Annotated in this window: 19 protein-coding genes; 4 read left to right on the plus strand and 15 right to left on the minus strand. The window is 69.7% G+C overall.

Annotation, left to right across the window (positions count from 1 at the left end):
- Together FLV34_RS42815 and FLV34_RS31680 are read right to left on the minus strand one after the other, a co-directional pair.
- Positions 1 to 2,442, minus strand: a 2,442-nt coding sequence (locus FLV34_RS42815) for a right-handed parallel beta-helix repeat-containing protein (protein ID WP_147944837.1), incomplete at its 3' end; no start/stop codon positions are given.
- Positions 2,443 to 2,991: 549 nt separating this feature from the next.
- Entirely contained in the window at positions 2,992 to 3,405 is a 414-nt protein-coding gene (locus tag FLV34_RS31680) for an RNA-binding S4 domain-containing protein (RefSeq protein WP_147944838.1), read from the minus strand.
- A 146-nt stretch (positions 3,406 to 3,551) separates the two neighbouring features.
- Here FLV34_RS31680 and FLV34_RS31685 point away from each other — a divergent pair, with 146 nt between their 5' ends.
- The 4 genes from FLV34_RS31685 (at position 3,552) to FLV34_RS31700 (ending at position 7,055) form a co-directional block, all read left to right on the plus strand.
- Positions 3,552 to 4,049, plus strand: coding sequence for an NUDIX hydrolase (locus FLV34_RS31685; protein WP_147944839.1), 498 nt, complete (start codon positions 3,552 to 3,554; stop codon positions 4,047 to 4,049).
- An 89-nt stretch (positions 4,050 to 4,138) separates the two neighbouring features.
- The gene (locus FLV34_RS31690; protein ID WP_147944840.1) at positions 4,139 to 5,728 is read left to right on the plus strand and encodes a serine/threonine-protein kinase; all 1,590 of its coding nucleotides are present in this window, start codon (positions 4,139 to 4,141) and stop codon (positions 5,726 to 5,728) included.
- 16 nt (positions 5,729 to 5,744) lie between these two features.
- Entirely contained in the window at positions 5,745 to 6,485 is a 741-nt protein-coding gene (locus FLV34_RS31695) for a VOC family protein (protein ID WP_147944841.1), read from the plus strand.
- A 153-nt stretch (positions 6,486 to 6,638) separates the two neighbouring features.
- A complete protein-coding gene (locus FLV34_RS31700) occupies positions 6,639 to 7,055 on the plus strand; it encodes a hypothetical protein (protein ID WP_260617369.1) in 417 nt (138 codons plus the stop codon).
- A gap of 164 nt (positions 7,056 to 7,219) precedes the next feature.
- On the opposite strand, the gene FLV34_RS31705 is transcribed toward FLV34_RS31700, so the two are convergent.
- From FLV34_RS31705 to FLV34_RS31765, 13 genes are all read right to left on the minus strand, one after another.
- Positions 7,220 to 8,056, minus strand: a complete 837-nt coding sequence (locus FLV34_RS31705; RefSeq protein WP_142649311.1) for a sulfurtransferase — start codon at positions 8,054 to 8,056, stop codon at positions 7,220 to 7,222.
- A gap of 45 nt (positions 8,057 to 8,101) precedes the next feature.
- Positions 8,102 to 9,055 carry an amidohydrolase family protein gene (locus tag FLV34_RS31710; RefSeq protein WP_147944842.1) on the minus strand — a complete coding sequence of 318 codons (954 nt, stop codon included), beginning with the start codon at positions 9,053 to 9,055 and terminating at the stop codon, positions 8,102 to 8,104.
- 22 nt (positions 9,056 to 9,077) lie between these two features.
- Positions 9,078 to 10,394 (minus strand): LLM class flavin-dependent oxidoreductase, encoded by a 1,317-nt coding sequence (locus tag FLV34_RS31715; RefSeq protein ID WP_147944843.1) that lies wholly within the window; start codon positions 10,392 to 10,394, stop codon positions 9,078 to 9,080.
- Positions 10,395 to 10,446: 52 nt separating this feature from the next.
- A complete protein-coding gene (locus FLV34_RS31720) occupies positions 10,447 to 11,886 on the minus strand; it encodes an FAD-dependent oxidoreductase (protein WP_147944844.1) in 1,440 nt (479 codons plus the stop codon).
- A 30-nt stretch (positions 11,887 to 11,916) separates the two neighbouring features.
- Entirely contained in the window at positions 11,917 to 12,417 is a 501-nt protein-coding gene (locus tag FLV34_RS31725; protein WP_147944845.1) for a hypothetical protein, read from the minus strand.
- A 5-nt stretch (positions 12,418 to 12,422) separates the two neighbouring features.
- The gene (locus FLV34_RS31730; RefSeq protein WP_147944846.1) at positions 12,423 to 13,820 is read right to left on the minus strand and encodes an NtaA/DmoA family FMN-dependent monooxygenase; all 1,398 of its coding nucleotides are present in this window, start codon (positions 13,818 to 13,820) and stop codon (positions 12,423 to 12,425) included.
- Positions 13,817 to 15,337 carry an MFS transporter gene (locus FLV34_RS31735; RefSeq protein WP_187280787.1) on the minus strand — a complete coding sequence of 507 codons (1,521 nt, stop codon included), beginning with the start codon at positions 15,335 to 15,337 and terminating at the stop codon, positions 13,817 to 13,819. The genes FLV34_RS31730 and FLV34_RS31735 overlap by 4 nt, the downstream gene beginning before the upstream one ends.
- Entirely contained in the window at positions 15,334 to 16,404 is a 1,071-nt protein-coding gene (locus FLV34_RS31740; RefSeq protein WP_147944848.1) for an LLM class flavin-dependent oxidoreductase, read from the minus strand. Before FLV34_RS31740 ends, FLV34_RS31735 begins: the two co-directional genes overlap by 4 nt.
- Complete coding sequence (locus tag FLV34_RS31745; RefSeq protein ID WP_142649319.1) at positions 16,401 to 17,333, minus strand: ABC transporter permease; 933 nt, start codon at positions 17,331 to 17,333, stop codon at positions 16,401 to 16,403. The genes FLV34_RS31740 and FLV34_RS31745 overlap by 4 nt, the downstream gene beginning before the upstream one ends.
- Before the next feature lie 10 nt (positions 17,334 to 17,343).
- Positions 17,344 to 18,174: an ABC transporter ATP-binding protein gene (locus FLV34_RS31750; RefSeq protein WP_142649320.1), complete on the minus strand. Its 831-nt coding sequence runs from the start codon at positions 18,172 to 18,174 to the stop codon at positions 17,344 to 17,346.
- A gap of 90 nt (positions 18,175 to 18,264) precedes the next feature.
- A complete protein-coding gene (locus tag FLV34_RS31755) occupies positions 18,265 to 19,368 on the minus strand; it encodes an ABC transporter substrate-binding protein (RefSeq protein WP_142649321.1) in 1,104 nt (367 codons plus the stop codon).
- A gap of 529 nt (positions 19,369 to 19,897) precedes the next feature.
- Positions 19,898 to 20,404 carry a flavin reductase family protein gene (locus FLV34_RS31760; protein ID WP_261985973.1) on the minus strand — a complete coding sequence of 169 codons (507 nt, stop codon included), beginning with the start codon at positions 20,402 to 20,404 and terminating at the stop codon, positions 19,898 to 19,900.
- 587 nt (positions 20,405 to 20,991) lie between these two features.
- Positions 20,992 to 21,693: a hypothetical protein gene (locus FLV34_RS31765; RefSeq protein ID WP_142649323.1), complete on the minus strand. Its 702-nt coding sequence runs from the start codon at positions 21,691 to 21,693 to the stop codon at positions 20,992 to 20,994.
- Positions 21,694 to 21,831 lie beyond the last annotated feature (138 nt).

A 21,831-nucleotide genomic window follows, 5' to 3' on the forward strand; every position in this document is an offset into this window, starting at 1 on the left:
GCCGGAGGTGTACGTCCACCGCTGGTTGGTCTGTCCGTTGCAGTCCCACAGCTGGACCTGGGTGCCGTTGGTGGTGCCGGCGTTCGGCACGTCGACGCAGCGGCCGGACTGGCCGCCGACGAGCGAGCCGCTCTGCTGGCCGGTCCCGCCGCCGTTGCCCTGCCTGACGAGCGACTTCGACTCGGCCGATCGGTTGCCCTGGGCGTCCACGACGAAGAGCCGATACTCACCGTTCGACGACGGAACGGCGATGGAGGTGGCGGTTCCGCTCGCCCTGGTCATGGTGCTGCCCTCGGTGAAGGAGGTCGTGCCCGAGGGGGCCAGCCAGACCGTCTTGCTCGCGTCGCCCGCGCTCCGGATGGGAATCGACGTCACACCGGCGCCGACGAACGTGCTGGCGGGCAGGACGTAGTCCGGCAGGGAGAGATTGCTCTGCGGGATGATGTTCCGGTACGCGTCCTCGAGCCCGGAGTTCACGGCGATGCCGTAGGCCTGCGACGGCCAGACGTAGTCGGAGGACACGAGGATGTCCTGGACCGTGCTGTTCGGCAGGTTCTTGTTGGAGACCTTGTTGATGGGGCCGTATGTCTGCGTGATGCTCAGATCGTGCTTACGCCCCCAGTCGTCGGAGTTGATGAGCCACGTGACGTTCTTGTCCACGCTCAGGACGTTGTCGCGGAAGGTCATGTACGCCGAGCCCTCGTCCGGGTGGAGCCCGTACTTGTGACCGGCCGGGACGCCCTCCAGATAGTTGTTGGTGATCGTGGTTCCCGGCTGGCTGCCCAGCGTGTAGATGGGAGCCGTGTCGCCGAGCCGCTGCACCGTGTCGATGATGTGGTTGTAGCTGATGGTGTTGTTCTTCGCCGTGGTGGTCGGCCGGTTCGGCGCGATCGAGCCTGACGATCCGTCGAAGTTCCACCAGCCCCAGCCGAGCGTGATGCCGGACCACGGGGCTTTCTCGATGCGGTTGTGCTGGATGGTCAGGGTGTCGGCGAAGTACGCCGAGATGGGGCTGTGCCCGTTGAACAACACGGCGCTGTCGTAGATGTAGTTGTTCTTGATATCGATGTTCTTGGGCGCTCCCTCCACCCCCACGGGATACTTCTCGTGGTTCGTGGAGGTGTAGTCCCCGATGTAGACATGCTGGGGATGGCCCACGACGACGGCGGAGCCGGCGATGTCGTTCGTGTAGTTCCCGATCAACTGGGTGTTCACCACGTCGTTGACCATGCTGATTCCGTCGACGCCGGTGTGCTGGATCCGGTTGTTCTGCAGGACGAGCCCGTCGGCGTTGTCGATCTGAATGGCGCCCGGCGCCACGTCGACGTTGCGGTAGTAGTAGTCGTGGAAGTTCTTCTTGGCGTAGACGAGTGCGCCGAGGTTGCCCTGCTGGGCCTGCTTGAACACCGAGCCGGCCACGTTGAAGAGGTTCCAGTCGGAATGCTCGACCGTGAGACCGGAGAAGGTGATGTTCCGGACGCGGTTGCTCGTGGAGGTTCCGGCGACCTTGATGAGGGTGGACACGTTGTTCGGCGCGAAGACCGTCGCGGTCGACATGTTTTCCGAAGCGGCCTTGTAGTAGTACAAGGTCTTGCTCGACTTGTCGAAGTAGAACTCGCCCGGGGAGTCGAGGAACTCGTAGGCGTTCATGACCTTGTGGGTGCCGCCGACCTGGGCGTTTCCGTTGAAGGCGCCCTGGGCGATGGCCGCTCCCGGCTGCTGGAACAGGGCGACGCGGCTGGAGCCGTCAGTGGTGACCTGCCGGACTCCCACGATGGCCGTGGTCCAGGTCGTCGCCGTCTCTATTTCGATGTCGTCCTGGTTGGCGGCGACAGCGGGGAAATCATTGAGGCTGTATTTCGCCCCCGCGCACTGCGAACCGGATTCCCACGCCCACGGCGCCTGCCCCGCCGTGATGGTGTAGGTGCCGTAGCACCCCTGTGAGCTTATGGTCTTGGAAGCCATGTACGCCCGCTTGTCGTTGACGTAGAGCGCACGGAGCTTGTTGCTGCGGTTCAGCGGGGCTTTCCAGATGTTGCCGCTGTGCTGCGTCCATCCGGTCACCTGGACGCCTCCGTTGAGGATCGGCGTCTCGTTCTGGTAGGCGGTGTAGATGACCCGGTGACCGTTCGTGCCGGAGTCGGCCGGTGTGAAGTCGATCGTGCTGCTGACCGGGTAGTCGCCTCCGCGGAGGTACACGTAGATGTCGCCTGTCATGTTGGCGTTCACCGTGCGGACGACGTCCCTCGCGCGCTGCAGGGTTCTGAACGGTGACGTGATCGTTCCGGGGTTGGCGTCATTGCCGTCAGGGGCGACGTAGTAGGTCGCCTGGGTCGCGGCCGAGGCCGGGGTGCTCCCTGCGAAGGTCGGCAGCAGCACCGCGGCGACGAACACCGCGAGCGCTGCCAACGCCCTCTCAGTGGTGGACAGGGCTGACTTCACGCTCTGTTCCTTTCGCTGGTTCCGAGCGGATTTCCGCCGCCGCGAAATCACCCCGCCGTGGCGGGACTCGTGGGGGGTGTGCCGTTGCGCGGGCGGGCGTCTTCGTCATGCGGGTGCGGGTGTCGATCGGAGGGCCGTGCGGCTGTACGGGCCGAGGGGCGGGTCGGCGCCGCCGCGGCCGGTCCGCGGCCGAGATGCGGCCCGTGCGGCCGGTGCGGTCGCCGTCCGACGGGACACCCGGATGCGGGGCATGCGGTCAAAGGGGTGCCTCCGAACGCAAGAGCTCAGTTGGGCTGTCCGAGGGTCATCCCATGAATAGGCTCGGTTTCGTAAAACGTATGACGTGTGATGTCTACGGTCAAGAAACAATCTTCAGCGTGGGGTGGCGTGTGGCCGGTCGGCAGGGGACGGCCGACGACACGAGCGAGTTCTGCCTGAAACTTTCACCGGCAGGAAGGGCGAGGCAGGGTGTCCTCGTGCTCCCTGGACGCGACGTGGCCTGCAGGGAGCCATCCCATCTTTAATCGATGTGGAGGGGGTATTGCCCGTTCACTCAGGGCGGGGGCGGCGGTCGCGTCCCTCCGCCAGGGGACGTCCGAGCAGTCTGTCGATGCTGCGGCGCTCGCGTTTGGTGGGGCGTCCCGCGCCACGAGCCCGTACGGCCACCATCACGGCCTCCTCACGCGGAGGAGGCGGCGGGCTCTTGTCGACGTAGCATTCGGCGGCCACGGGGGCGCCGACGCGCTTGGTGATGATGCGGGAGACGACCACGATGCGTTCGCGTCCCTCGTGCCGCAGCCGGATCTCGTCTCCGGCCCGCACGACGTGCGCGGGCTTGACCCGCACCCCGTTGACCCGGACGTGGCCGCCCCGGCACGCGTCGGACGCGATCGAACGAGTTCTGGTCAGCCGGACCGACCAGATCCAGATGTCCACGCGCGTGCTCGCCTGCTCACCCGACACTCCGCCACTTTACTGAGAGCGGCGTCCTGCCGGCAGGTCGGCCCGTCCGGTTGTGAACGGCCAAGGGCGACCGGCGAGCCTGCCGCGAGCAGGTTCGGAGATACACCGGCGCCCGGCCATGCGCGGCTCGTAGTGTCGGAGTCGTCATGAGCGACTCCGCGTCATACCTGGCCTTCGTCGCCTCCGTACCGCGCCTTCGTGCCGCGGCGGGCGCACTGCTCCGAGACCGCGAGGGGCGGGGGCTCGTCGTGCACCCCGTCTATAAGGACGAATGGGACATCCCCGGCGGAATGATCGAGGCGGGGGAGTCCCCCACCGACGCTCTGCTCCGTGAACTGCAGGAGGAGCTGGGCATCGCACCGCCGGTGGGCCGGCTCGCCTGTGTCGACTGGGTGCCACCCGCACCGCCCTGGGACGCCGGGCTGATGTTCGTCTTCGACGCAGGGGTGCTCACCGAGTCCCAGATCGCGGCGATCCGCCTGCAGCCCCAGGAACTCGACGCATACGTGTTCGCCGCTCCCGCGGACCTGGACTCGCTCCTGCCGCCAGGCCAGGCGCGGAGGATGAACGCGGCGATCTCGGCGGCCGACACCGGCCAGACCGCTTATCTGGAGGACGGCCGCCACCGGCCGAGTGGTGCTTGACCTGGGGCGGCGCGGGCTCGCCTCGGTGACCGCCGGTCGGCCGCTGCTGGGCGTACCGCGCCGCGCCCCTCGTCGTTAGGGTTCGGTGCATGGTCACCCCCCTGGAGCCGGACGACCCTCGTGTGCTGGGCGAGTTCACGCTGAGCGGGCGGCTCGGCGAGGGCGGGCAGGGGGTGGTGTTCCTCGGCCGGTCGCCCCGCGGGGAACCGGTCGCGGTGAAGGTGCTCAAGTCGGGCCTCGACGCGCCGGTGAAGGAGCGGCTGGTCCGCGAGCTCGACGCGATGCGCGGGGTCGCGCCCTTCTGCACCGCCCGGGTGCTGACCGCGGTGGTCGACGGCCGGATGCCGTACGTCGTGAGCGAGTTCATCGACGGGCCGTCGCTGCAGCAGCGGGTCGATTCCGGTGGTCCGCTGCGGGGCGGCGAGCTGGAACGCCTCGCGGTCGGTACGGCCACGGCGCTGACGGCCATTCACGGCGCCGGGATCGTGCACCGGGACTTCAAACCGGCCAACGTGCTGCTGGGGCCGGACGGCCCCCGGGTGGTGGACTTCGGCATCGCCAGGCACGGCGCGAGTGACACGATCACGGCGGGCCCGGTCGGCACCCCGGCCTACCTGGCTCCCGAGCAGATCGCCGGAGCCCCGGCGACGCCCGCCTCCGACGTGTTCGCCTGGGGAGCCACGATCGTCTTCGCCGCCACGGGCCGTGCGGCCTTCGGAGCCGACAGCGTCCCCGCCGTCATGCACCGGATCCTGACCGCCGAGCCCGACGCCTCGGCGCTGCCCCCGCCGCTGCGCTCGGTGGTCGAACGCTGCCTGGCGAAGGATCCCGCGCGCCGGCCGTCGTCTCGCGACCTGCTGCTGGAACTCGTCGGGTCCGCCGGCGACCCGCTCCAGGCGGGCGCGGCGGCGGCCACCACCAGGCCGGAGGCCGTACGGCAGGGCGGGACGACCGCGATCCTCCCGGTGCCCGGTCCGGGCGGGACGTCCCCGTCGGGCAATGAGACCACCGGGGCGGGCGGTCACCGGCGGGCGTCCCGTGCGGGGATCGTCGCCGGGGGGGGGGCCGTCGTGGCCGCGGGGTCGGTCACCGCCGCTCTGCTGGCGCCGCGCCTGCTGTCCGGGGCAGGCACCTCGACGCCCGCCGCCACGGCGCCCGCCCTCACGACGCCCGCCGCCACGACGACCGTCTCGCGCGCGGCCGGCTCGTCGGCGCCACCCACACCTGGGGAGGACGCCACGGCCTACGGCACGGAGCAGGACGACACCGTGACGACGGAGGAGACCGTGGAGGACGCTGCCGACGACACCGCAGAGGACGCCGGGCCGACACCGACAGCGGCTGCCGTGCCGTCGACCACGCCGGGCGGTACGGTTCCGGCCGCGTTCGCCGGCACCTGGGGCGGCCATCTCGAACCCGACCAGCTCGTGGGCACCAGCGAGACCGACGTACAGGTCGTGCTGGAGCAGGGCGGGCGCGCCGGAAGCTGGAAGGACACCAACAGTTCATGCCGGGGGAGCCTCACGCTGACGCGCAGCTCCAGCACGGCGCTCGTCTTCCGGCTGGACACGTGCGCCCCGGGCACGATCACCCTGATCCGGACCGGCGAAGGGCTCGCCTACCGATGGGCCGGCGACGAGGACGAAGCCATCTACCACGGCCTCCTGATCAAGGACTGACCGTAGGGTGGGCGGCATGCCGCTGCGACTTGGCCTGCTGAACTTCAAGGCTCGGGACAACTCGGCGCTCGGCCGGTTCTGGGCGGACGCGCTCGGCTGGGATGTCTTCAGTGACGGACCCGCTGTGACGGGCGTCGGGCCCGTGGGCTTCGTCTGGCCGGACCCCATGGGCTTCTGCGTCTGTGTCGTCGCCGTGCCGGACCCCGAGGCGGTGAGATATCGCGTGCACCTGGATCTGGCCACCACCTCCGCGGCCCATCAGGCGGAGCTGGTCGCGCGGTTGCAGGATCTCGGGGCGACGCCCGCCGACGTGGGGCAGGGCGACGTGCCGTGGACGGTGCTGGCCGATCCCGAGGGCAACGTGTTCTGCGTGCTGGAGCCCCGGGAGATCTACCAGGACACCGGGCCGATCGCCGCGGTGGTGGTCCACTGCGATGACCCCCGGGCCATGGCCCGCTTCTGGGACGCGGCCGTCGACTGGACCCTCCACGAGGTGAGCGACGACCACGCGCGGCTGCGCTCGGCCACGGGCGTCGGGCCCTACCTGGAGTTCATCCGGACCACACCCGATGCCGCGCCCGTGTGGACCCGCGTCCACCTCGACCTGCTGCCCTACCCCGGTGACGACCAGGCGGCGGAGGTCGCCCGCCTGAAGACCCTCGGCGCCACCCCCGCCGACGTGGGGCAGGGCGATGTCTCCTGGGTCGTCCTCGCCGACCCGCAGGGCCACGAGTTCTGCGTCCTCGCCCCGGCCTGACGCGGAGCCCGCGCCTTCATGACTCCGCTGACAGTAGGTGTCAGTGGAGGAGCCGTACGGTCCCGGCATGGCGTTCAGCGAGAAGGCCATTCATAAGTTGGCCGAAAGGGCGGGACTGTGTACGACTTCGATTTCTTCATAGGCACGTGGGACGTGACCAATCGGAGGCTGCTGAAGCGAGGTGTCGGCAGCGACGAGTGGGAGGAGTTCCCCGGCCACTGCGTCGCGTACGGCCTCTTCGGCGGCGCGGGCAGCTTCGACACGCTCATATTGCCCACCAAGGACTTCGACGGCGCGACGATCCGGACGTACGACGCCGAGCGGGACGAGTGGTCCATCCACTGGGTCAACAGCAGGCGCGGCCTGGATCCGGTCCCGGTCGTGGGCCGTTTCGTCGACGGAGTCGGCACCTTCTACGCCGACGACACCGACGACGGCCGTCCGATCCGCATCCGGTTCATCTGGTCGGGGATCACACCCGGCTCGTGCCGCTGGGAGCAGGCGTTCTCCTACGACGGCGGCCAGACCTGGGAGACCAACTGGACGATGGACTTCACCCGCGTCGGGTGACGCACGGCCGCGCGCGGTTCAGCTCAGTTCAGGTCCAGGGAGACGAGCGCCCTACGATCACTGAATCGCCGGCCGCGGCCGGCGGGCCTGAGACGGAATCCGTCCGCGACGGGCGGGCGAACCCGGCCCGGCGAGCGTCTCGGCCGGGCCGGGTCCCGAGGGGGTCAGCCCGGTTGGTCGCCCGTGGCGACGGGGCGGGCCGGGTCGGAGCTCCAGGCCGACCAAGAGCCGGGGTACAGCGCCGCGGTGACACCGAGCTTGGCGAGGGCGAGGATGTCGAGCGTGGCGCCCACGCCGCCGCCGCAGTAGACGCCGACGGCGCCCTCGCCGCCCACACCGAGGGCGGCGTAATCGGCGCGTAGGTCTTCGTCGCTCTTCAGGAGGCCGTCGGCGCCCAGGTTGCCGGCGCTCGGTCTGCTCAGCGCGCCGGGGATGTGGCCGCCACCGTTCAGGCCGGTGTAGGCGGCCTCGGGACGTGCGTCGAGAAGCACGCCGGAGCGGGCGAGTGCGGCGGCCTGGCCGGCGTCGAGCGTCGGCAGGGAGCCGGTTTTGACGGTGAGGTCGCCTTCGCGTTCCGGAGGGGCTTGTGTGACGAGTTCGCCGCCCGCCGCCTGCCACGCGTCGACGCCGCCGTCCAGGTAGCGCACGTCGGGGACCCCGGCCCACGTCAGCGTCCACCAGGCGCGTGCGGCGATGGCCGGGTTCTCCCGTGTGTACACGACGACGATCGAGTTCTCGTTGACGCCCCAGCGGCGTACCGACTCCTGGATCTGCCGCTCGCCCGGCAGCGGGTTGTTGCCGGAACCAGGGTGGCGCGGGCCCGCGAGCTGTGAGATCAGTTCGACGACGTGTGCGCCTGGCAGCCGTCCCTGCTCGCCCTGCGCCGGGTCCAGCTTGCGCCGGATCTCCAGCAGGACGACGTCCCTGCCCTTGGCCAGTTTGCGCCGCAGCTTTTCTGCGGAGATCACCGGGGACTTGACCTCGACGGGTGTCGCAGTCATACGGGGTGCCTCGTACTTTCTCTGGAAAGGTGGGGGACGGTGAGCTCAGACGGCGGCGACGCTCTTCGCAGCGCGCAGTTCGAAGAGCCGGCGGGCATTGCCGGCCCGGATCCGCTCCTGTGCGGCCGCGTCGAGTCCGGCGGCGTCGAGGGCGTCGCCGACCAGTTCGGCGGAGATCGGGCGGCCCGGCCAGTCGCTGCCGACGATGATCCGATCGACGCCGATGACTTCGGCGTAGTAGCGGATGAGCCACGGGTTCAACCGTGTGGTGTCGAAATAGATGTTCGCGGGGGCGCCGTCCGCGGACTTCCGCCGGTACGCCGCCAGCTCATCGGTGGCGAAGTACAGCGCGCCGCTGCCGAGAGCGGTGAACACCAGGTGCAGGTCTGGCAGCCGGGCCGGCAGGTCGGCGTGGAGCGCCGACAGGAAACTGGCGCCGTTCTGCAGTCCGCGCCCGATCGAGTTGCCGGGGCGCCCGGCGGCCTTCACCAGTGCCTCCGCCTGCGGCGCGGCCACAGGGTGAACGAAGACCGGGACGCCGAGAGCGGCGGCCAGCTCCAGGGTTGGGAACGCCTCGGAGGAGCTGAGGAACCGGTCGTCGCGTGAGGAGTCGAGCACGATGCCGTGCAGGCCGAGCTCTTCGATCGCGTAGCGGGTCTGTTCCGCCCCGGCCTCGCCGGAGAACGCGTCGACCGTGGCGAGACCGAGGAACACGTCGGGCCGTTCCCGGACGGCCTCGGCCAGGTACTCGTTCACCGTGTTGACCGCGGCCGTCTCGACCGGGCCGTTCAGGCCGAACAGCTGCTCGACGGGTGCGCTGAGGGCGCGCAGGTCGACGCCGCCGTCTATGCTCTCCCGGGCCAGCCCCGGGAGGTCCTCCAGGAGCTTTTTGGGGAACCCGGCGACCGGGCGCGGACGCTCGCCGCCGGGCACCCGCCAGCCCGGCGGGCGGTAGTGGGTGTGAATGTCGATGAGCCCGGCATCGGCAAGGGTGGTCATGTCATCGCTCCGATCTCGCCGGTCAGCGCGGCGTGGGCAGACCGTAATGGCCGCGCAGAGTCGTCTCGGTGTATTCCTTGCGGTAGATCCCCTTCGCCTGCAGCAGGGGGACGACGTGGTCGACGAAGATCTCCAGGCCGTCGGGGAACGTGGGCGCCTTGTAGTTGAACCCGTCGGCGGCGCCGGTCGTGAACCACAGTTCGATGTCGTCGGCGACCTGCTCCGGCGTCCCGACGAACACGTAGTGGCCGTGCGCCGCGATGTCCCACTCGATCACCTGCCTGGCGGTGAGGCGCGCCTCGACCGCCTTGGTTCGCAGTGCCTCGACCCGGCTCCTGAACGTGCTGGTCGCGATCGAGTGCTCCCACAACGAGTCCGGGATCGGCTTGTCGAGATCGATGCCCGACACGTCCAGCCCGTCGCCGCGCGCGACCTCCTCGATCGCTCCCTCGATGTCGATCAGCTGGTTCAGTTCGTCGAACGTGGCCTGCGCCTCCGCCTCGGTGCTGCCGACGACGGCGAGATAACCGGGCAGGACGTGCGCGTGCCCGGGGTCGCGTCCCGCTTCGGAGACCCGGCGCTTGAAGTCGCGGTAGAACTCGCGTGCCGCCTCGATTGTCGGCTGGGCGGTGAAGATGGCGTCCGCGTGGCGGGCGCCCTGCGAGCGGCCGAAGTCGGAGTCGCCGGCATGGAAGATGAGCGGACGCCCCTGCGGTGAGCGGGGCACGTTGAACACCGCGTCGATCTGGAAGTGCTTGCCCTGGAAGGGCACGCGGTGGACCTTGCCCGGGTCCAGGAACACCCCGGTCTCCTGATCGGCGATCACCGCGTCCGGCTCCCAGCTCTCCCAGAGCGCCTTGACGATCTGGATGAACTCCTCCGACCGCTCGTAGCGCAGGGCGTGCTCGGGGTGGGCGGACGGGCCGAAGTTGGCAGCGGTCGCGGCGTTGGACCCGGTCACGGCGTTCCATCCGGCGCGGCCACGGGTGAGCAGGTCGAGCGAGGCGATCTGCCGTGCCGTGTTGTACGGCTCGGAGTACGTCGTCGAGACCGTCGAGGCGAGCCCGAGGTGGGTGGTGACGGCGGCGAGCACTCCCAGCAGCGTTATCGGCTCGGGCTTCGTCTGGCCCCCGGACGGCTGCACGGGGCCGAGGTTCGGTCCGTCGGCGAAGAACACCGCGTCGAACAGGCCGCGCTCGGCGGTCTTTGCCGTACGGATGTTGAAGTCGATGTCCCAGAGCTGGTGGGGATCGACGCCGGGGTGCCGCCATGCGGCCCGGTGGTTGCCGTACCAGTTGCCGAACAGGTTCAGATGAAGTTCGCGGGTGTGGTCGGTCATGGTCGTGTCGCAGTCTCCTCGATGGGTCGTTGTCCGTTCGCCGGCCGGCCGCTCAGCCGATCGCCGCCTTCGCGTCGACGTCGGGACGCCAGACGGCGTGGGCGTAGTGCGCGGTGAAGGACTCCTCCGGGGCTGCGGCGGCGGGCGGCTTCGGCCGCTGCCAGTCGGCGAGGAAGAGGTCACGGCTGATCGCCTCGACCAGGCGCGGCACGCCGGTGCGCAGGCTGGGGATGTCGCCGACGGGACGGCCGAAGCTCTGCGCCGCGGCGACGTTGAACACGTGGACGTCACGCAGCCACGGAGCCGAGCCGGGCACGCGCTCGGTGAGCTCGTAGCCGTCACCGAGATAGGGGTACGCGCCGAGGCTCTCGGAGCGGAGTGCGGCCGGGGGCTCGTACACGTCCCGCCACAGTGCGATGTCCTCGGCCAGACGCCGCAGCTCCGGCCGGGTGCGCGGGTCGTACTGGTAGCCGGTCCCGGCGATGACGAAGTCGTAGGCGTGTGTGCCGTCGGCCGCCTCGACGACGACCCTGCCGTCCTCTTCACGCAGCGCCGTCCACGGCGCGTTGAAGTGCAGGCGCAGGTTCGGGAAGGCGACCGCGCGCAGCACGGTGTCCAGCGGGCTGGTCGACCCCTTGTTCGCCTGGTTCCACCGGTTCTGCCAGCGCGCCGCGTCGGGCAGCCGGTGGAAGTTCTCCTGCGCGCCGGGGTTCGGCACGTTGCCTCCGGTGGGCTGGATGACCAGTTCGGCGCGGTAGGAGAACACGTGCACCTCGCGGGCGCCGGACTCCAGCGCGACCGCGGCGGCGTCGAGCGCGGAGGTGGCGGCACCGAGGATGCCGACATCCTTGCCGTCCAGCCCGGCGAAGTCGATCTCGTGGCCGGTATGGGCGCGGAGATGTTCCGGCAGCCCTTCGAAGATCGCGGGGATGTACGGGCCGCCGGTCCCCTCGACGCCTGTCGCGAGGACGATCTTGCGCACCACCTCGGTCTGCCGCTGCCCGTCGACGTCCAGGTGCAGCCGCAGCAGTCCGTCGACCGGCTCGATGTCCGCGACCCTGGTCCGGTAGCGGACCTCCACGCCGACCTGCCGCTGGAACCATTCGATGTAGTCGGCCCAGTCGGTGCGGGCGATACGTCCGATGGCCCGGAACGCCTCCTCGCCGTGCAGTCCCTCGTACCAGGCCTGGAATCCGATCGCCGGGTTGCCGAGCTCAGGGCCGGAACGGGTCTTCGGCGTACGCAGGGTGTTCATCCGCGCCCGGGTCCGCCACACGCCGGTTTTCGCCTGGTCGGCCGCCTCTATGACGGTGACTCTGGAGATGCCGGCGCGGCGCAGGGCGTACGCGATGGTCACGCCGCTCTGCCCTCCGCCGATGATCGCGACGTCGTGGTCCACGCCGGGAACCGGGGCGACCCAGTTGCCGGGGTCGGCGCCGAGCAGCCGCAGCGACTCCTGCGCCGCGCGGTCGACATCGTGGTGCTTGCTCATCGTGTCCTGCCTTCTACACGGGGGTGGGGGTCAGGCGTGCGCGTAGGCCGCACGCAGCGCGGGGAGGATGTGCTCCCTGAGAAGGTCGATCTGTTCGAGCATCTGGTCGAAGGCGCCGCCGGGCTGGTCGATGGAGAACATCTGCCGCTGGTAGCCGCCGTACTGCTCCTGGAAGTGGGCGATCTTGTCGAGGACCTGGGCCGGGCTGCCCACGGTCAGCGCGCTATGCCGGATCGCCTCCTCAAGGGTGTCGTAGGGCCACTTGGACAGGTCGGGACGCTGCGCCTCGAACTCGCGCAGCGCGTCCTGGGAGCGGAGACCGACGTGCACCTTCGCGCCCGATCCGACCGGCGCGGACTCCGCGGTGCCGTGTCCGTGGGCGGCGTAGCGCTCGCGGAAGTACCGGACGTGCGGCGCCGCCTGCTCCGCGCGCTGCGCGAGCTTCACCAGACCCCGCAGACGCTCGGTGGCGGTCGCGCCCACGGACGGGTCGCCGGCGAGGTTGCCGGTGCTGAAGATCCCGATTTCCATGGCCGTCAGGCGGTCCTCGCGATGGCCGGCCGGTCGAAGTGCTCCCGGAACGTCGTGCTGGTGTAGGCCTTGCGGAACAGGCCGCGACGCTGGAGCTCCGGCACCACCAGGTCGACGAACGCGTCCAGCGAGCCCGGCTGGTATGGCGGGAAGACGACGACGCCGTCGAGCTTGCGGTCCTCGAAGTTCTCCTCGATCCAGTCGGCCACCTCCTGCCCGGAACCGACGACCGGCACCTGGTTGGCGGGGCCGTTGGCGATGAAGTGGTCGAGGTCGGCGAGAGTGATGTCCTCGTCGCCGAAGCCGAGGAAGGCGTCCTTCACGATCCATGCCGAAGCGGGGTTCGCGGTGACGTCCACGACGTCCTTGACCTTGTCCTTCGGCCCGGCGTTGCCGAGGTCCACGCCAAGTACGCGCCCGAGTTCGCGCGCGTCGAACGGCACGACCGAGAGGTCCTGGATCTCGCGGAACCTGGCGTGAGCGGCCGACGAGGTCTCGTCGACGTAGAACGTGATGCCGGGCAGCAGATAGTAGGCGTCCGGGTCGCGTCCGTAGCTCGCGGCCAGCGCCTTCTGCGTCTGGTAATACTCGGCCTGCTTGTCGGCGAAGGGGATGAAGCGGACGTCCGCGTACTTGGCGCCGAACTCGAACGACCGCTGGGAAGTGCCCGCCACGATCAGCGGCGGGCGGCGCTGCGGGGACGGCGGGATGTTCAGCGGCCCCTCGACACTGAAATGCCTGCCGCGGAAGGAAGTCGGCTGGATCTTGCTGAGATCGAGGAACCGTCCGCCCTCCCGGTCGCCGACGTACCAGCCGTCCTGCCAGCCGTCCCACAGCGACCAGAGGATCTGGATGAACTCCTCCGCGCGATCCCATCGGGCGTCGCCGTCGGGCTGCTCGTCGAATCCGTAGTTGCGCGCCGCGTCGTCGCTGCGCCCGGTGACGATGTTGATCGCGGCGCGGCCCCGGCTGAGGTGGTCGAGGGTCGCGGTCTGGCGGGCGACGTTGAACGGGTGCTGGTAGGTCGTGTTGAACGTCGATACGAGCCCGATGCGCGTGGTCAGCGCGGCGACGTAGGCGTTCGCGGTGAAGCTGTCGAGCTTGAACAGCCCGTTGGGAGTCCAGTAGTGCTCGCCGTCGACCAGGTTCACGACGCCGTTGGCGGCGGTGTCGGCCGACCAGTTCTGCTTGCGGCCCCCCGGCTTGCCGGGAAGCCGGGAGGACTCGCCGTTGCCGAGGAACAAGTAGTCGAACAGCCCTCGTTCGGCGGTCTGCGCGGTCGCCCGGTAGAAGTCCGGGTCGCCCTCAAGGACCTTGTAGTGGCGCCGGCGCCGCCAGCCCGTGCCGTGGCGCCCCTCGGGCCAGATGGAGTGCCCCAGCTTCACATGCCGTCTCTCACTCATGTCCGTGCTCCTGCTTTCGTAGTCCTGTCGATCGGTTCACTTGGTGTCCGGTAGAGCCGCGTCCGGACGAGGTCTGTCACCGTCGCCCACACGGCGAGCGCGAAGAAGAGCCCGGCCGCGACCACGCCGGCGACGAGCGCGCTGTCGTAGGTGGACCGCCCGGCGTTCGTCAGCTCCCCCGCGTGCCCGTAGACCACGGCATAGAAAGCCGCCGAGGTGGCCGCGATGCCGAGCGAGTTGCCGATGCGCTGAGTAAGGTGGCCGATCGAGGCGGCGAGGCTGCCCTTCTCGGCCGGTACGTCGCTCAGCAGCAGCACATGGTTGGGGGAGATCACCATGCCGCTGCCGAGCCCGTTGAGGATCTGCGCCACGGTGACCACCGCGATCGCGGGGCGTTGCGCGAGGAGGTTCACGGCCAGGACGGAGACGAGGATCCCCGCGGCCGACGTGAACAGGCCGGTCAGAGTGATGACGCGGCCCCATCGCAGCACCCGCCGCGCCGCCCAGCGCGCTCCGAAGGCGGAGGCCGCCGAAGACGGCAGCAGCACGAGAGCGGCGAGGAACGGCGAGAGCCCGAGCGCGAGCTGCAGGTACAGCATCATCACGAGCCCCACGCCGGGTCCGGCGGCCAGCCACGACGCGGCGACGAGCAGCGCGTTCCGGTACGAGCGGGTGCGCAGCAGCTCCCCGTCCAGCAGCGGGAGCAGGCCACGTCCGAGGTAGCGGCGTTCCCATCGCAGGAACAGCACGGCGAAGACGGCGGCGGGGACGAGCGCCGACCACCGGGCCGCGCTGTCGCCCGGCAGGCCGGTGGTCAGCACGAGCGGGAACAGCACCAGCAGCACGGTGACACCGAGAAGCACGGCGCCGATGGGGTCGAAGCTGCGGGTGATCGTCGTCATGACCGGCTGCGTCCGGGGCAGGTGGCGAGCACCGGCGGCGAACAGTGCGACCCCGACGGGGACGTTCATCAGGAAGATCCACCGCCAGCCCTGGTCCGCACCGCCCACGGTCATGAGCAGGCCACCGATGCCGGGCCCGGACGCGGTCGCGACGGCGGTCATCACGCCGTAGGCGCCGAACGCCCGGCCCCGGTCGGCCCCGCCGAACAGCTGCTGGATCACCCCGATCGTCTGCGGCATCAGGATCCCGGCCGCGACACCGAGCAGGACGCGTCCCGCGATCAGCGTCCGCAGGTCCGCCGCGAGGCCGCAGGCGAGGCTGGAGGCGATGTACAGCAGCAGCCCGACGCGGATCAGCTGGTGTCTGCGGCCCTGGTCGCCGAGGCGTCCGAAGGGCACGAGCGTGAGGCCGAACGCCACGACGTATCCCGCGGAAATGAGCTGCAGGCTCGTCGGGCCGACGTGCAGCGAGCGGGCGATCGCGGGTAGCGCCACGTTCGCGTCGCTGATGCCGACCAGCAGGACCCCCGACAGGATCGACGCGACGTACAGGGCGCGCCACCGCGATCTGTCGTCCATGTGCGTGGTGCCGGCCGGCACTGTCCCCGGACTCATCGCTCCGGCGTCCATCCGAGCCTCGGTGCCACCTCGGCCGCGATCCGCTCCAGGCCCTCCAGCGCGACGTCCACCGTGCGTTTGCGGCCGAGCCCGGCAGCCGCGTCCTCGATGATGTTGGTGACGGCGATGAGATGGTCCACCTCGGGCAGCAGCGCGGCGTCGTCCCGGAGGGCCTGCGCCGTCTGGGACGGCGAGCCGGTCGCGACGTTCATCGACGCGAGCACCTGGTCGTCGGTCAGGTCACGGGAGTCGATCCCGTTGACCTTCGCGAGACGGGCCCGGCCGGCCTTCAGGAACGGGCCCAGCGCCGCCAGCGCCGACTCACGTGAGTCGGCGGGGTAGATCATCCGGATGCCGCCGAGCCGCGGCCGCAGGCTGCCCGCCACCTCGGCCGGGGCCTCGACGGGACCCGTCTCCGCCCACTGGGCCAGGTACGCGTCGATGATCGGCCGCTGCTGGGTCCGGGCGTCCAGGGTCGCGGTGCCGAACAGCAGGCCGAGGCCGGTGAGCGCGGCACGGCGGGCCGACGCGGCACTGCCCGCGGTGCGCCAGAGCCGGCGCGACAACGGCGTGCCGTCCACCGGCAGGGTCAGGTCGGTGCCCCGCAGTGGGTGGCCCGCGAGGGCGCCCTGCAACACGGCGAGGTTCTCGTCGAACAGCGCCGTCGCCCGTGCCTTGTCACGGCCGAAGGCGGCGTACTTGTCGATGTTGGCGTTGCCGGTCCCGAGGCCGAGCTGCAGACGCCCCCGGGAGATCCCGTCCAGCGTGAGCGCGTCTTCGGCGAGCTGGACGGGGTCGGTGATCGGCAACGTCACCACCGCGACGCCGAGCCCGATGCGCCCGGTCGCCACGGCGACCGGCGCAAGAGAGATCAGCGGTGACGGAGCCGATCCCTCCTCTCCGCCGGCCAGCAGGTGCTGCGCCACGAATCCGACGTCGTACCCGAGTGCCTCGGCTCCCACGAACAGGCGGACGAGCTCCTCATGCGCCTCCCCTCGTCCGGAGGCGGAGCGCACGTGGGTGAAGAAGCCCAGCTTGAATGGCTTGCGCGCGGGCGGACTCACGCCTCACCCGCCTGGGTGCCGCGCCGCCACCGGGTGACGCGCTTCTCGAGCAGCAGGAAGATCGCGTTGAACAGGTAGCCGATGACGGCGACCGTGAGCACGCCGGCCAGCAGTTGCCGCAGGTTGAAGTTCTGCTGGGCGAACATCAGGTAGTAGCCGATGCCGTCGTTTCCAGAGAGCATGCCGATGACGACCGCGAGCACCAGCGACATGCCCAGCGACTGCCGCATGCCGACGAGGATGTACGGCGTCGCGAACGGCAGGGCGATCTCTTTCTGGGTCTGCAGCCACGACAAGCGGTACGTCTGCGCGGTCTCGGCGAGGATCTTCGACACGCCGCGGGCGCCGGCGTAAGAGTTGATGATCATCGGGAAGATGCCTCCGGTGAGGAACACGGCGATCTTCATCTGGTCGCCGAGCCCGAGGAACAGGATGTAGATCGGCAGGATCGCGGTGGCCGGAGTGAGCCGCAGGATCTCGACGAGCGGCTCGGACAGCCCCCAGATCACCCGTGATCGGCCCATCAGGAAACCGATTCCGACGCCGAGCGGCACCGCGAGCGCCAGCGCCTCGGCCATCGTGCGCAGGGTGATCGACAGTTGCCGCAGCAGATCGCCCTCGGTCGCCTCTCGCCACCACGTCTCGACGATGCGGTCCGGCGAGGAGATGGTCGGGTCGTAGTGGACGCCCGAGTAGGCCTGCCAGAAAACGACGATCAAGGCGACGAGCGTCCAGCCGGACGCTCGGCTGCGGAGGTAGCGGCGCACCGTCCGGCGTACGGGGCCGACGGGCCTGAGCCCGTTCTCCACGGGGGCCGCGCCGTCCGGCCCGGTGACGGTCGCGGGGGTGGCCCCCGGAGTGGTCTCGGTGACGGCCATGGCGTCGGCCCGCGGGCTGGGCTTGAGTGGTGTTCCGGCGATGTCGGTCATGGCTGGTCCTTCACTCGGCACCGACGACGAGGCTGAGCACCTCGCGACGGAGGCGGAGATAGCGGGGGTCCTCGCGGAAGTCGACCTGCGTGCGCGGGTACGGGATGTCGACGGTGACGTCGCGTTCGATCCCACCGCCCTTCTCGCGAAGCACGATCACCCGCTGCGACAGGTAGAGGGCCTCTTCGATGTCATGCGTGACGAACAGGACGGTGAGGCCGTGCTCCTTCCAGATCCGGAGCACGAGGTCCTGAAGTGTGCCGCGGCTGAGCGCGTCGACCGCGCTGAACGGCTCGTCGAGCAGCAGCAGTTCGGGACGCGCGGCGAGGGCCCGCGCGATCGCGACCCGCTGCTGCATGCCGCCGGACAGTTCACTGGGGTAGCGGTTGAAGGTCCCCCCGAGCCCCACCTCTTCGAGGTGCTCCCGGATCAGCTCGTCCTCCTGTGCCTTGGACACACGGGAGGCGCCGTGCCCGTGCCGCAGCCCGAAGCGGACGTTGTCGCCGACCGTGCGCCACGGCAGCAGCGACTCGTTGTAGTTCTGGAAGACGTAGCGGGCGCTGTCGGGCGGCCCGTCCACCCGTTCGGCGCCGACGCGGATGGTGCCGGAGGTCGGCTTCTCCAGCCCCGCGACGAGGCGGAGGAGGGTGGACTTGCCGCAGCCGGAACGCCCGACGACGGAGACGAAGGCGCCCCGCTCGATCGTCAGGCTCACCGGAGAGAGCCCGCGTACGACGTTCCCGTCGAGCGCGAGGTAGTCCTTGCCGGCGCCGTCGATGGTGATGACGCCATGACGGACGCCATCGGTCAGGGCGGTTTCGGCCTCGAGTGCGTGTGTCATGTGAAGGCCTCACGAGAATGGGTTGCCGCTGGGCATCGCTTGTGGTGTCCGGTGGCGGCGGGTGCGTTTCCGGGCCCGCCACCACCGCGGTCATCCCGCGTTCACGGGCGGCTGGATCAGCTCCGGTTCCGGTTGCAGCGCCGAAGGGAAGACCAGGTCGTGCAGGTCGACGCCCTTCTGGATCTTGTCCGGCGCGTACTGCAGGCCGAGCTCATACCAGGACTGCGTGGCGTCGAAGTCGAACGGCCCAGGCTGCGTGTTCGTCAGCAGGTTGTCGACCTTCTGCGGGTCGCCGCCGGTGAGCTTCGACAGGTCGATCTGCTGGTACTTGAGCAGGATCGGCTGCAGTTTCTCCGGCGTCAGCGTCTTGAACCAGACATAGGACGCGTGCAGTGCTTTGTCGAAGGCGTGGGCCACAGCCTGGTGCTCGGGGTTTTCCAGCCACTCGCCTGTGGCCCAGAACGCGGCCGTTGTCGCCTTCAGGTTCGACCACTGCGACGAGTCGGGGTTGCCCAGGACCCGGAAGTTGTACGCGCCCGGCTGCCCCTCGTTGGTGTAGGCCTGGTTCCACTGGCCGAAGAAGGCGTCGACGGAGTTGCTCGCCAGCGCCTGCGGCGCGGCCGCCTGAGCCTGGACGATCGAATACTTGACCTGGTTCGGGTCGACCCCGTTGGCCTTGAGGAAACCCCGCAGGTTGACCGTGTGCTGCGGAACCGGCGGCAGGGCGATGGTCTTCCCGGCGAGGTCGGCGGGCGTCTTGATGGGCCCGTCCGCCTGGACGAGGATCGGGAACTGCTTGGCGTTGGTGTTGTTGTTGGCGACCAGCTTGAGGTTGAAGCCCTGCGCCTTGGCGTTTATGCCGGCGTAGAGATCCGCGTAGCCGATCTCGCCGCTGCCCCCCTGCAGCGCCGCGAGCACCTGGGTGCCGTTGGCGAGCTGGCTCTCCTCGACGGACAGGCCGTACTTGGCGAAGAAGCCGTAGTCCCTGGCGAGTGCGATGTTGAAGGCACCCGATGTGTTGATCACTTTGAGTTCGACCGGATGCGCGGGGTCCAGCGCGTGCACGGCGGAGGCGTTGCCGGCGGCGGCCGGTGCGGAGGAGCCGCTGCCGCCGCAGCTGGAGAGCACGGTGGAGGCGGCGAGCGCGGCGATGCCGGAGGCGAGCCATCTGTGGCGCCGGCGATTCGTCGACACGGGATTTCCTTTCAGGGGGGTGGTTGCGGGGAGAGATGTGGTGGGGCGGAGGACGTCGGTTCTCGAGAGCCGGCGGGATGGCCTTCGGGCATGCGCGGGGACCCCCGCACGCACGGCAGTGCGGCGGCGGGGGCACGCCGACGAGGGAAGTGGCAGGCCGGAGGCGAAGGCCGCCGACGCGCGTCAACCGGGGATCAGGACGTCCGGGCGGACCAGGCCGCCCGTGGGGATGCGCCCGAGGTTTCGTTCAGAGTCCGAGGAGATCGCGTACGGATCCGGGCGCACAGGATCGGTCGGCGTCGCCATGTTCACGACGTCGCCATGTTCACGACGCCGCCGTGTGACGGGGCCGCCATGTGATGGGGCCGCCGTGTGAAGGGCAGGCCGGGGTCGTCGCCGGTGGGGTGAGCGGCGACAGGGGGCGGCGCGGACACCGGACGCCGGATGGTTCTGGGGAGGGACGAGGAAGCCGGCGCCGGTCATGCCTTCGACAGGGCGGAGATCGGGTGGAAGGGGGTAGACAGGCTAGTCAGGGGTGGGGGATGAATCGGCCGAAACGGCCCTGATGGTATAGCAGCGGGCGGCTGGTGCCGTGCACCGAGGCCTCGCAGACCAGGCCCACGACGAGCACGTGGTCGCCCACTTCGCCCGTCGTGTGCGGCAGGCAGACCAGGTGCACCGACGCGTCGCTCAGCAGCGGAGCCCCGAAGGGACCGCGATGCCAGCGAGTCGGCTCGGCGAAACGGTCGATGCCCTTGCGTGCGAATCTGACCGCGAGCTCATCCTGGTCGCTGGTGAGCATGTTGACGGCGAAGTGGCCGGCTGAGCGCAACCGGGGCCAGGTGCTCGAGGATTGGTTCACATAGAAGGAGACCAGCGGCGGCTCCAGGCTCACCGAGGAGAACGACGTCGCGGTCAGGCCGATGGGGGTTTCGTCGTCCTGAGCGGTGATCACTACGACACCGGCGGCGTGCGCCGCCAGCGCTCTGCGGAACCGCTCGCCGTCCACGGCCCGCCCTGACAGGGTCTCGGTCACCTTCCCGCTCCTTCCCTGCGGGGAGCCGTGCGTTGTCTGCCCTCTGATGTCACGATGCACATCGGATTTCCCCTCTCGCGGCCATGCCGCGGACGCCGCCATGTCACGTCGCGCGGGCCCCTGGGGGAACCGCGTGGCGGTAGGCGGCACACGGGTGTTCACATTGGTGGTCGTGAAGGCGACCACGGCCTTGGATCTGTCGCTACGGGAGAGGTGGAAGGACTCGGGTACCAGCAGCGATCTCGCCGAGTCGGACGGGCGGGATCAGCGACACTGCGCGCTGGCGACGTGCCCGAAGTCAACGTGAGGGCGCCGGATCAAAGGTAAATCCTGGCTCATAACACTCAATGTAGATCTACGAGCCCTAGAAGTCAACATTTCCTACTTGCTTTATCGGGAAATCTGTCGGACGGGGTCGCCAGCGGCGTTCCCCCGCCTCACGTCGAGCATCGAGGGCATGGATCGGAGTCGTGCGGCCCAACCACTAGACGCACGTGGTGGCCGAGCAGCGGCGTCCTGGTCGGGCTCTACCCGGGCCCGGTGGAACCTCGAACTCAACCTGGGGTGTTCGTTGCGGGTCCGCGGCCTTACCCGGTGGCGGTGTAGCGGTTGGCGAGGTTCCTGCACATGACGTTCGATGAGCCGATCCACAGGATCGTGAAGCGATAGCCCTGGCTCGTCCTGGTGACGGCGTCGGCACAGAAGCCGGGACGGAAACCGTCATCTCTGAGGACGTCTCCCCTGGGGACGTCGAACGGCAGCCTTCTCAGCAGCCAGCAGACCCCGGTGTCGACCAGCGCGTCCAGGTCTCCGCGGACGACCGCGACCATGCCGATCGACCACGCGGCCCTGTCGTGGTGATACACCCCGAGCGCCAGGTGGTCGGTCTCATAGGCGCACTCCGCCGCGTCGTTGACGGCGTTCACCCTGCCGACGAAGCGCTCGAGCCCGCCGCGGAACTCCCTGAACTCCTCGGAGCGCCCTTCGGGGATGAAACCGAGGACGTCCTCGGCCAGGCCCGCGATGCTGATGCAGGGGTTCTGCATGACCACACTGACCCCCTCCGCCGGTGAAAAGCTCGGGAGCTGGGACCTCGTGATGGGTCCCGGGGCAGGGCAGACCGGGCCCTTGGGTTTCTCCGGCTCCTTCGGCTGCTTCGCCTTCTTCGGCTCCTGCACCTGCCCCTTCTCGGTCTCCGAGGCACTCGAGCCGCCCCCGGACTCCACGTCCAGACACGACGTGGTGGAAAGGGAGACCGACAGGAGGACGGCGAGCAACCTGTACGCCATCGAACGACGGGCGGCGAACGCTGAAGCAAGAGATCGGCGCATCCGGCTTGTCCCCCCATCTCGCCCCGGCCCATCTCGCCCCGGCCCATCTCGCCCCGGCCCATCTCGCCCCGGCCCATGTCACCCCGGCCAGTAACC

This window comes from Microbispora sp. CSR-4, from assembly GCF_008033685.1.
In the GTDB taxonomy this organism is placed as follows: domain Bacteria; phylum Actinomycetota; class Actinomycetes; order Streptosporangiales; family Streptosporangiaceae; genus Microbispora.

Coding starts and splice junctions, on each gene's coding strand:
- FLV34_RS31765 (WP_142649323.1), bottom strand. CDS start 21,693: ATGGCGTACAGGTTGCTCGCCGTCCTCCTGTCGGTCTCCCTTTCCACC.
- FLV34_RS31750 (WP_142649320.1), bottom strand. CDS start 18,174: ATGACACACGCACTCGAGGCCGAAACCGCCCTGACCGATGGCGTCCGT.
- FLV34_RS31685 (WP_147944839.1), top strand. CDS start 3,552: ATGAGCGACTCCGCGTCATACCTGGCCTTCGTCGCCTCCGTACCGCGC.
- FLV34_RS31715 (WP_147944843.1), bottom strand. CDS start 10,394: ATGACCGACCACACCCGCGAACTTCATCTGAACCTGTTCGGCAACTGG.
- FLV34_RS31730 (WP_147944846.1), bottom strand. CDS start 13,820: ATGAGTGAGAGACGGCATGTGAAGCTGGGGCACTCCATCTGGCCCGAG.
- FLV34_RS31695 (WP_147944841.1), top strand. CDS start 5,745: ATGCCGCTGCGACTTGGCCTGCTGAACTTCAAGGCTCGGGACAACTCG.
- FLV34_RS31690 (WP_147944840.1), top strand. CDS start 4,139: ATGGTCACCCCCCTGGAGCCGGACGACCCTCGTGTGCTGGGCGAGTTC.
- FLV34_RS31725 (WP_147944845.1), bottom strand. CDS start 12,417: ATGGAAATCGGGATCTTCAGCACCGGCAACCTCGCCGGCGACCCGTCC.
- FLV34_RS31720 (WP_147944844.1), bottom strand. CDS start 11,886: ATGAGCAAGCACCACGATGTCGACCGCGCGGCGCAGGAGTCGCTGCGG.
- FLV34_RS31735 (WP_187280787.1), bottom strand. CDS start 15,337: ATGAGTCCGGGGACAGTGCCGGCCGGCACCACGCACATGGACGACAGA.
- FLV34_RS31745 (WP_142649319.1), bottom strand. CDS start 17,333: ATGACCGACATCGCCGGAACACCACTCAAGCCCAGCCCGCGGGCCGAC.
- FLV34_RS31705 (WP_142649311.1), bottom strand. CDS start 8,056: ATGACTGCGACACCCGTCGAGGTCAAGTCCCCGGTGATCTCCGCAGAA.
- FLV34_RS31710 (WP_147944842.1), bottom strand. CDS start 9,055: ATGACCACCCTTGCCGATGCCGGGCTCATCGACATTCACACCCACTAC.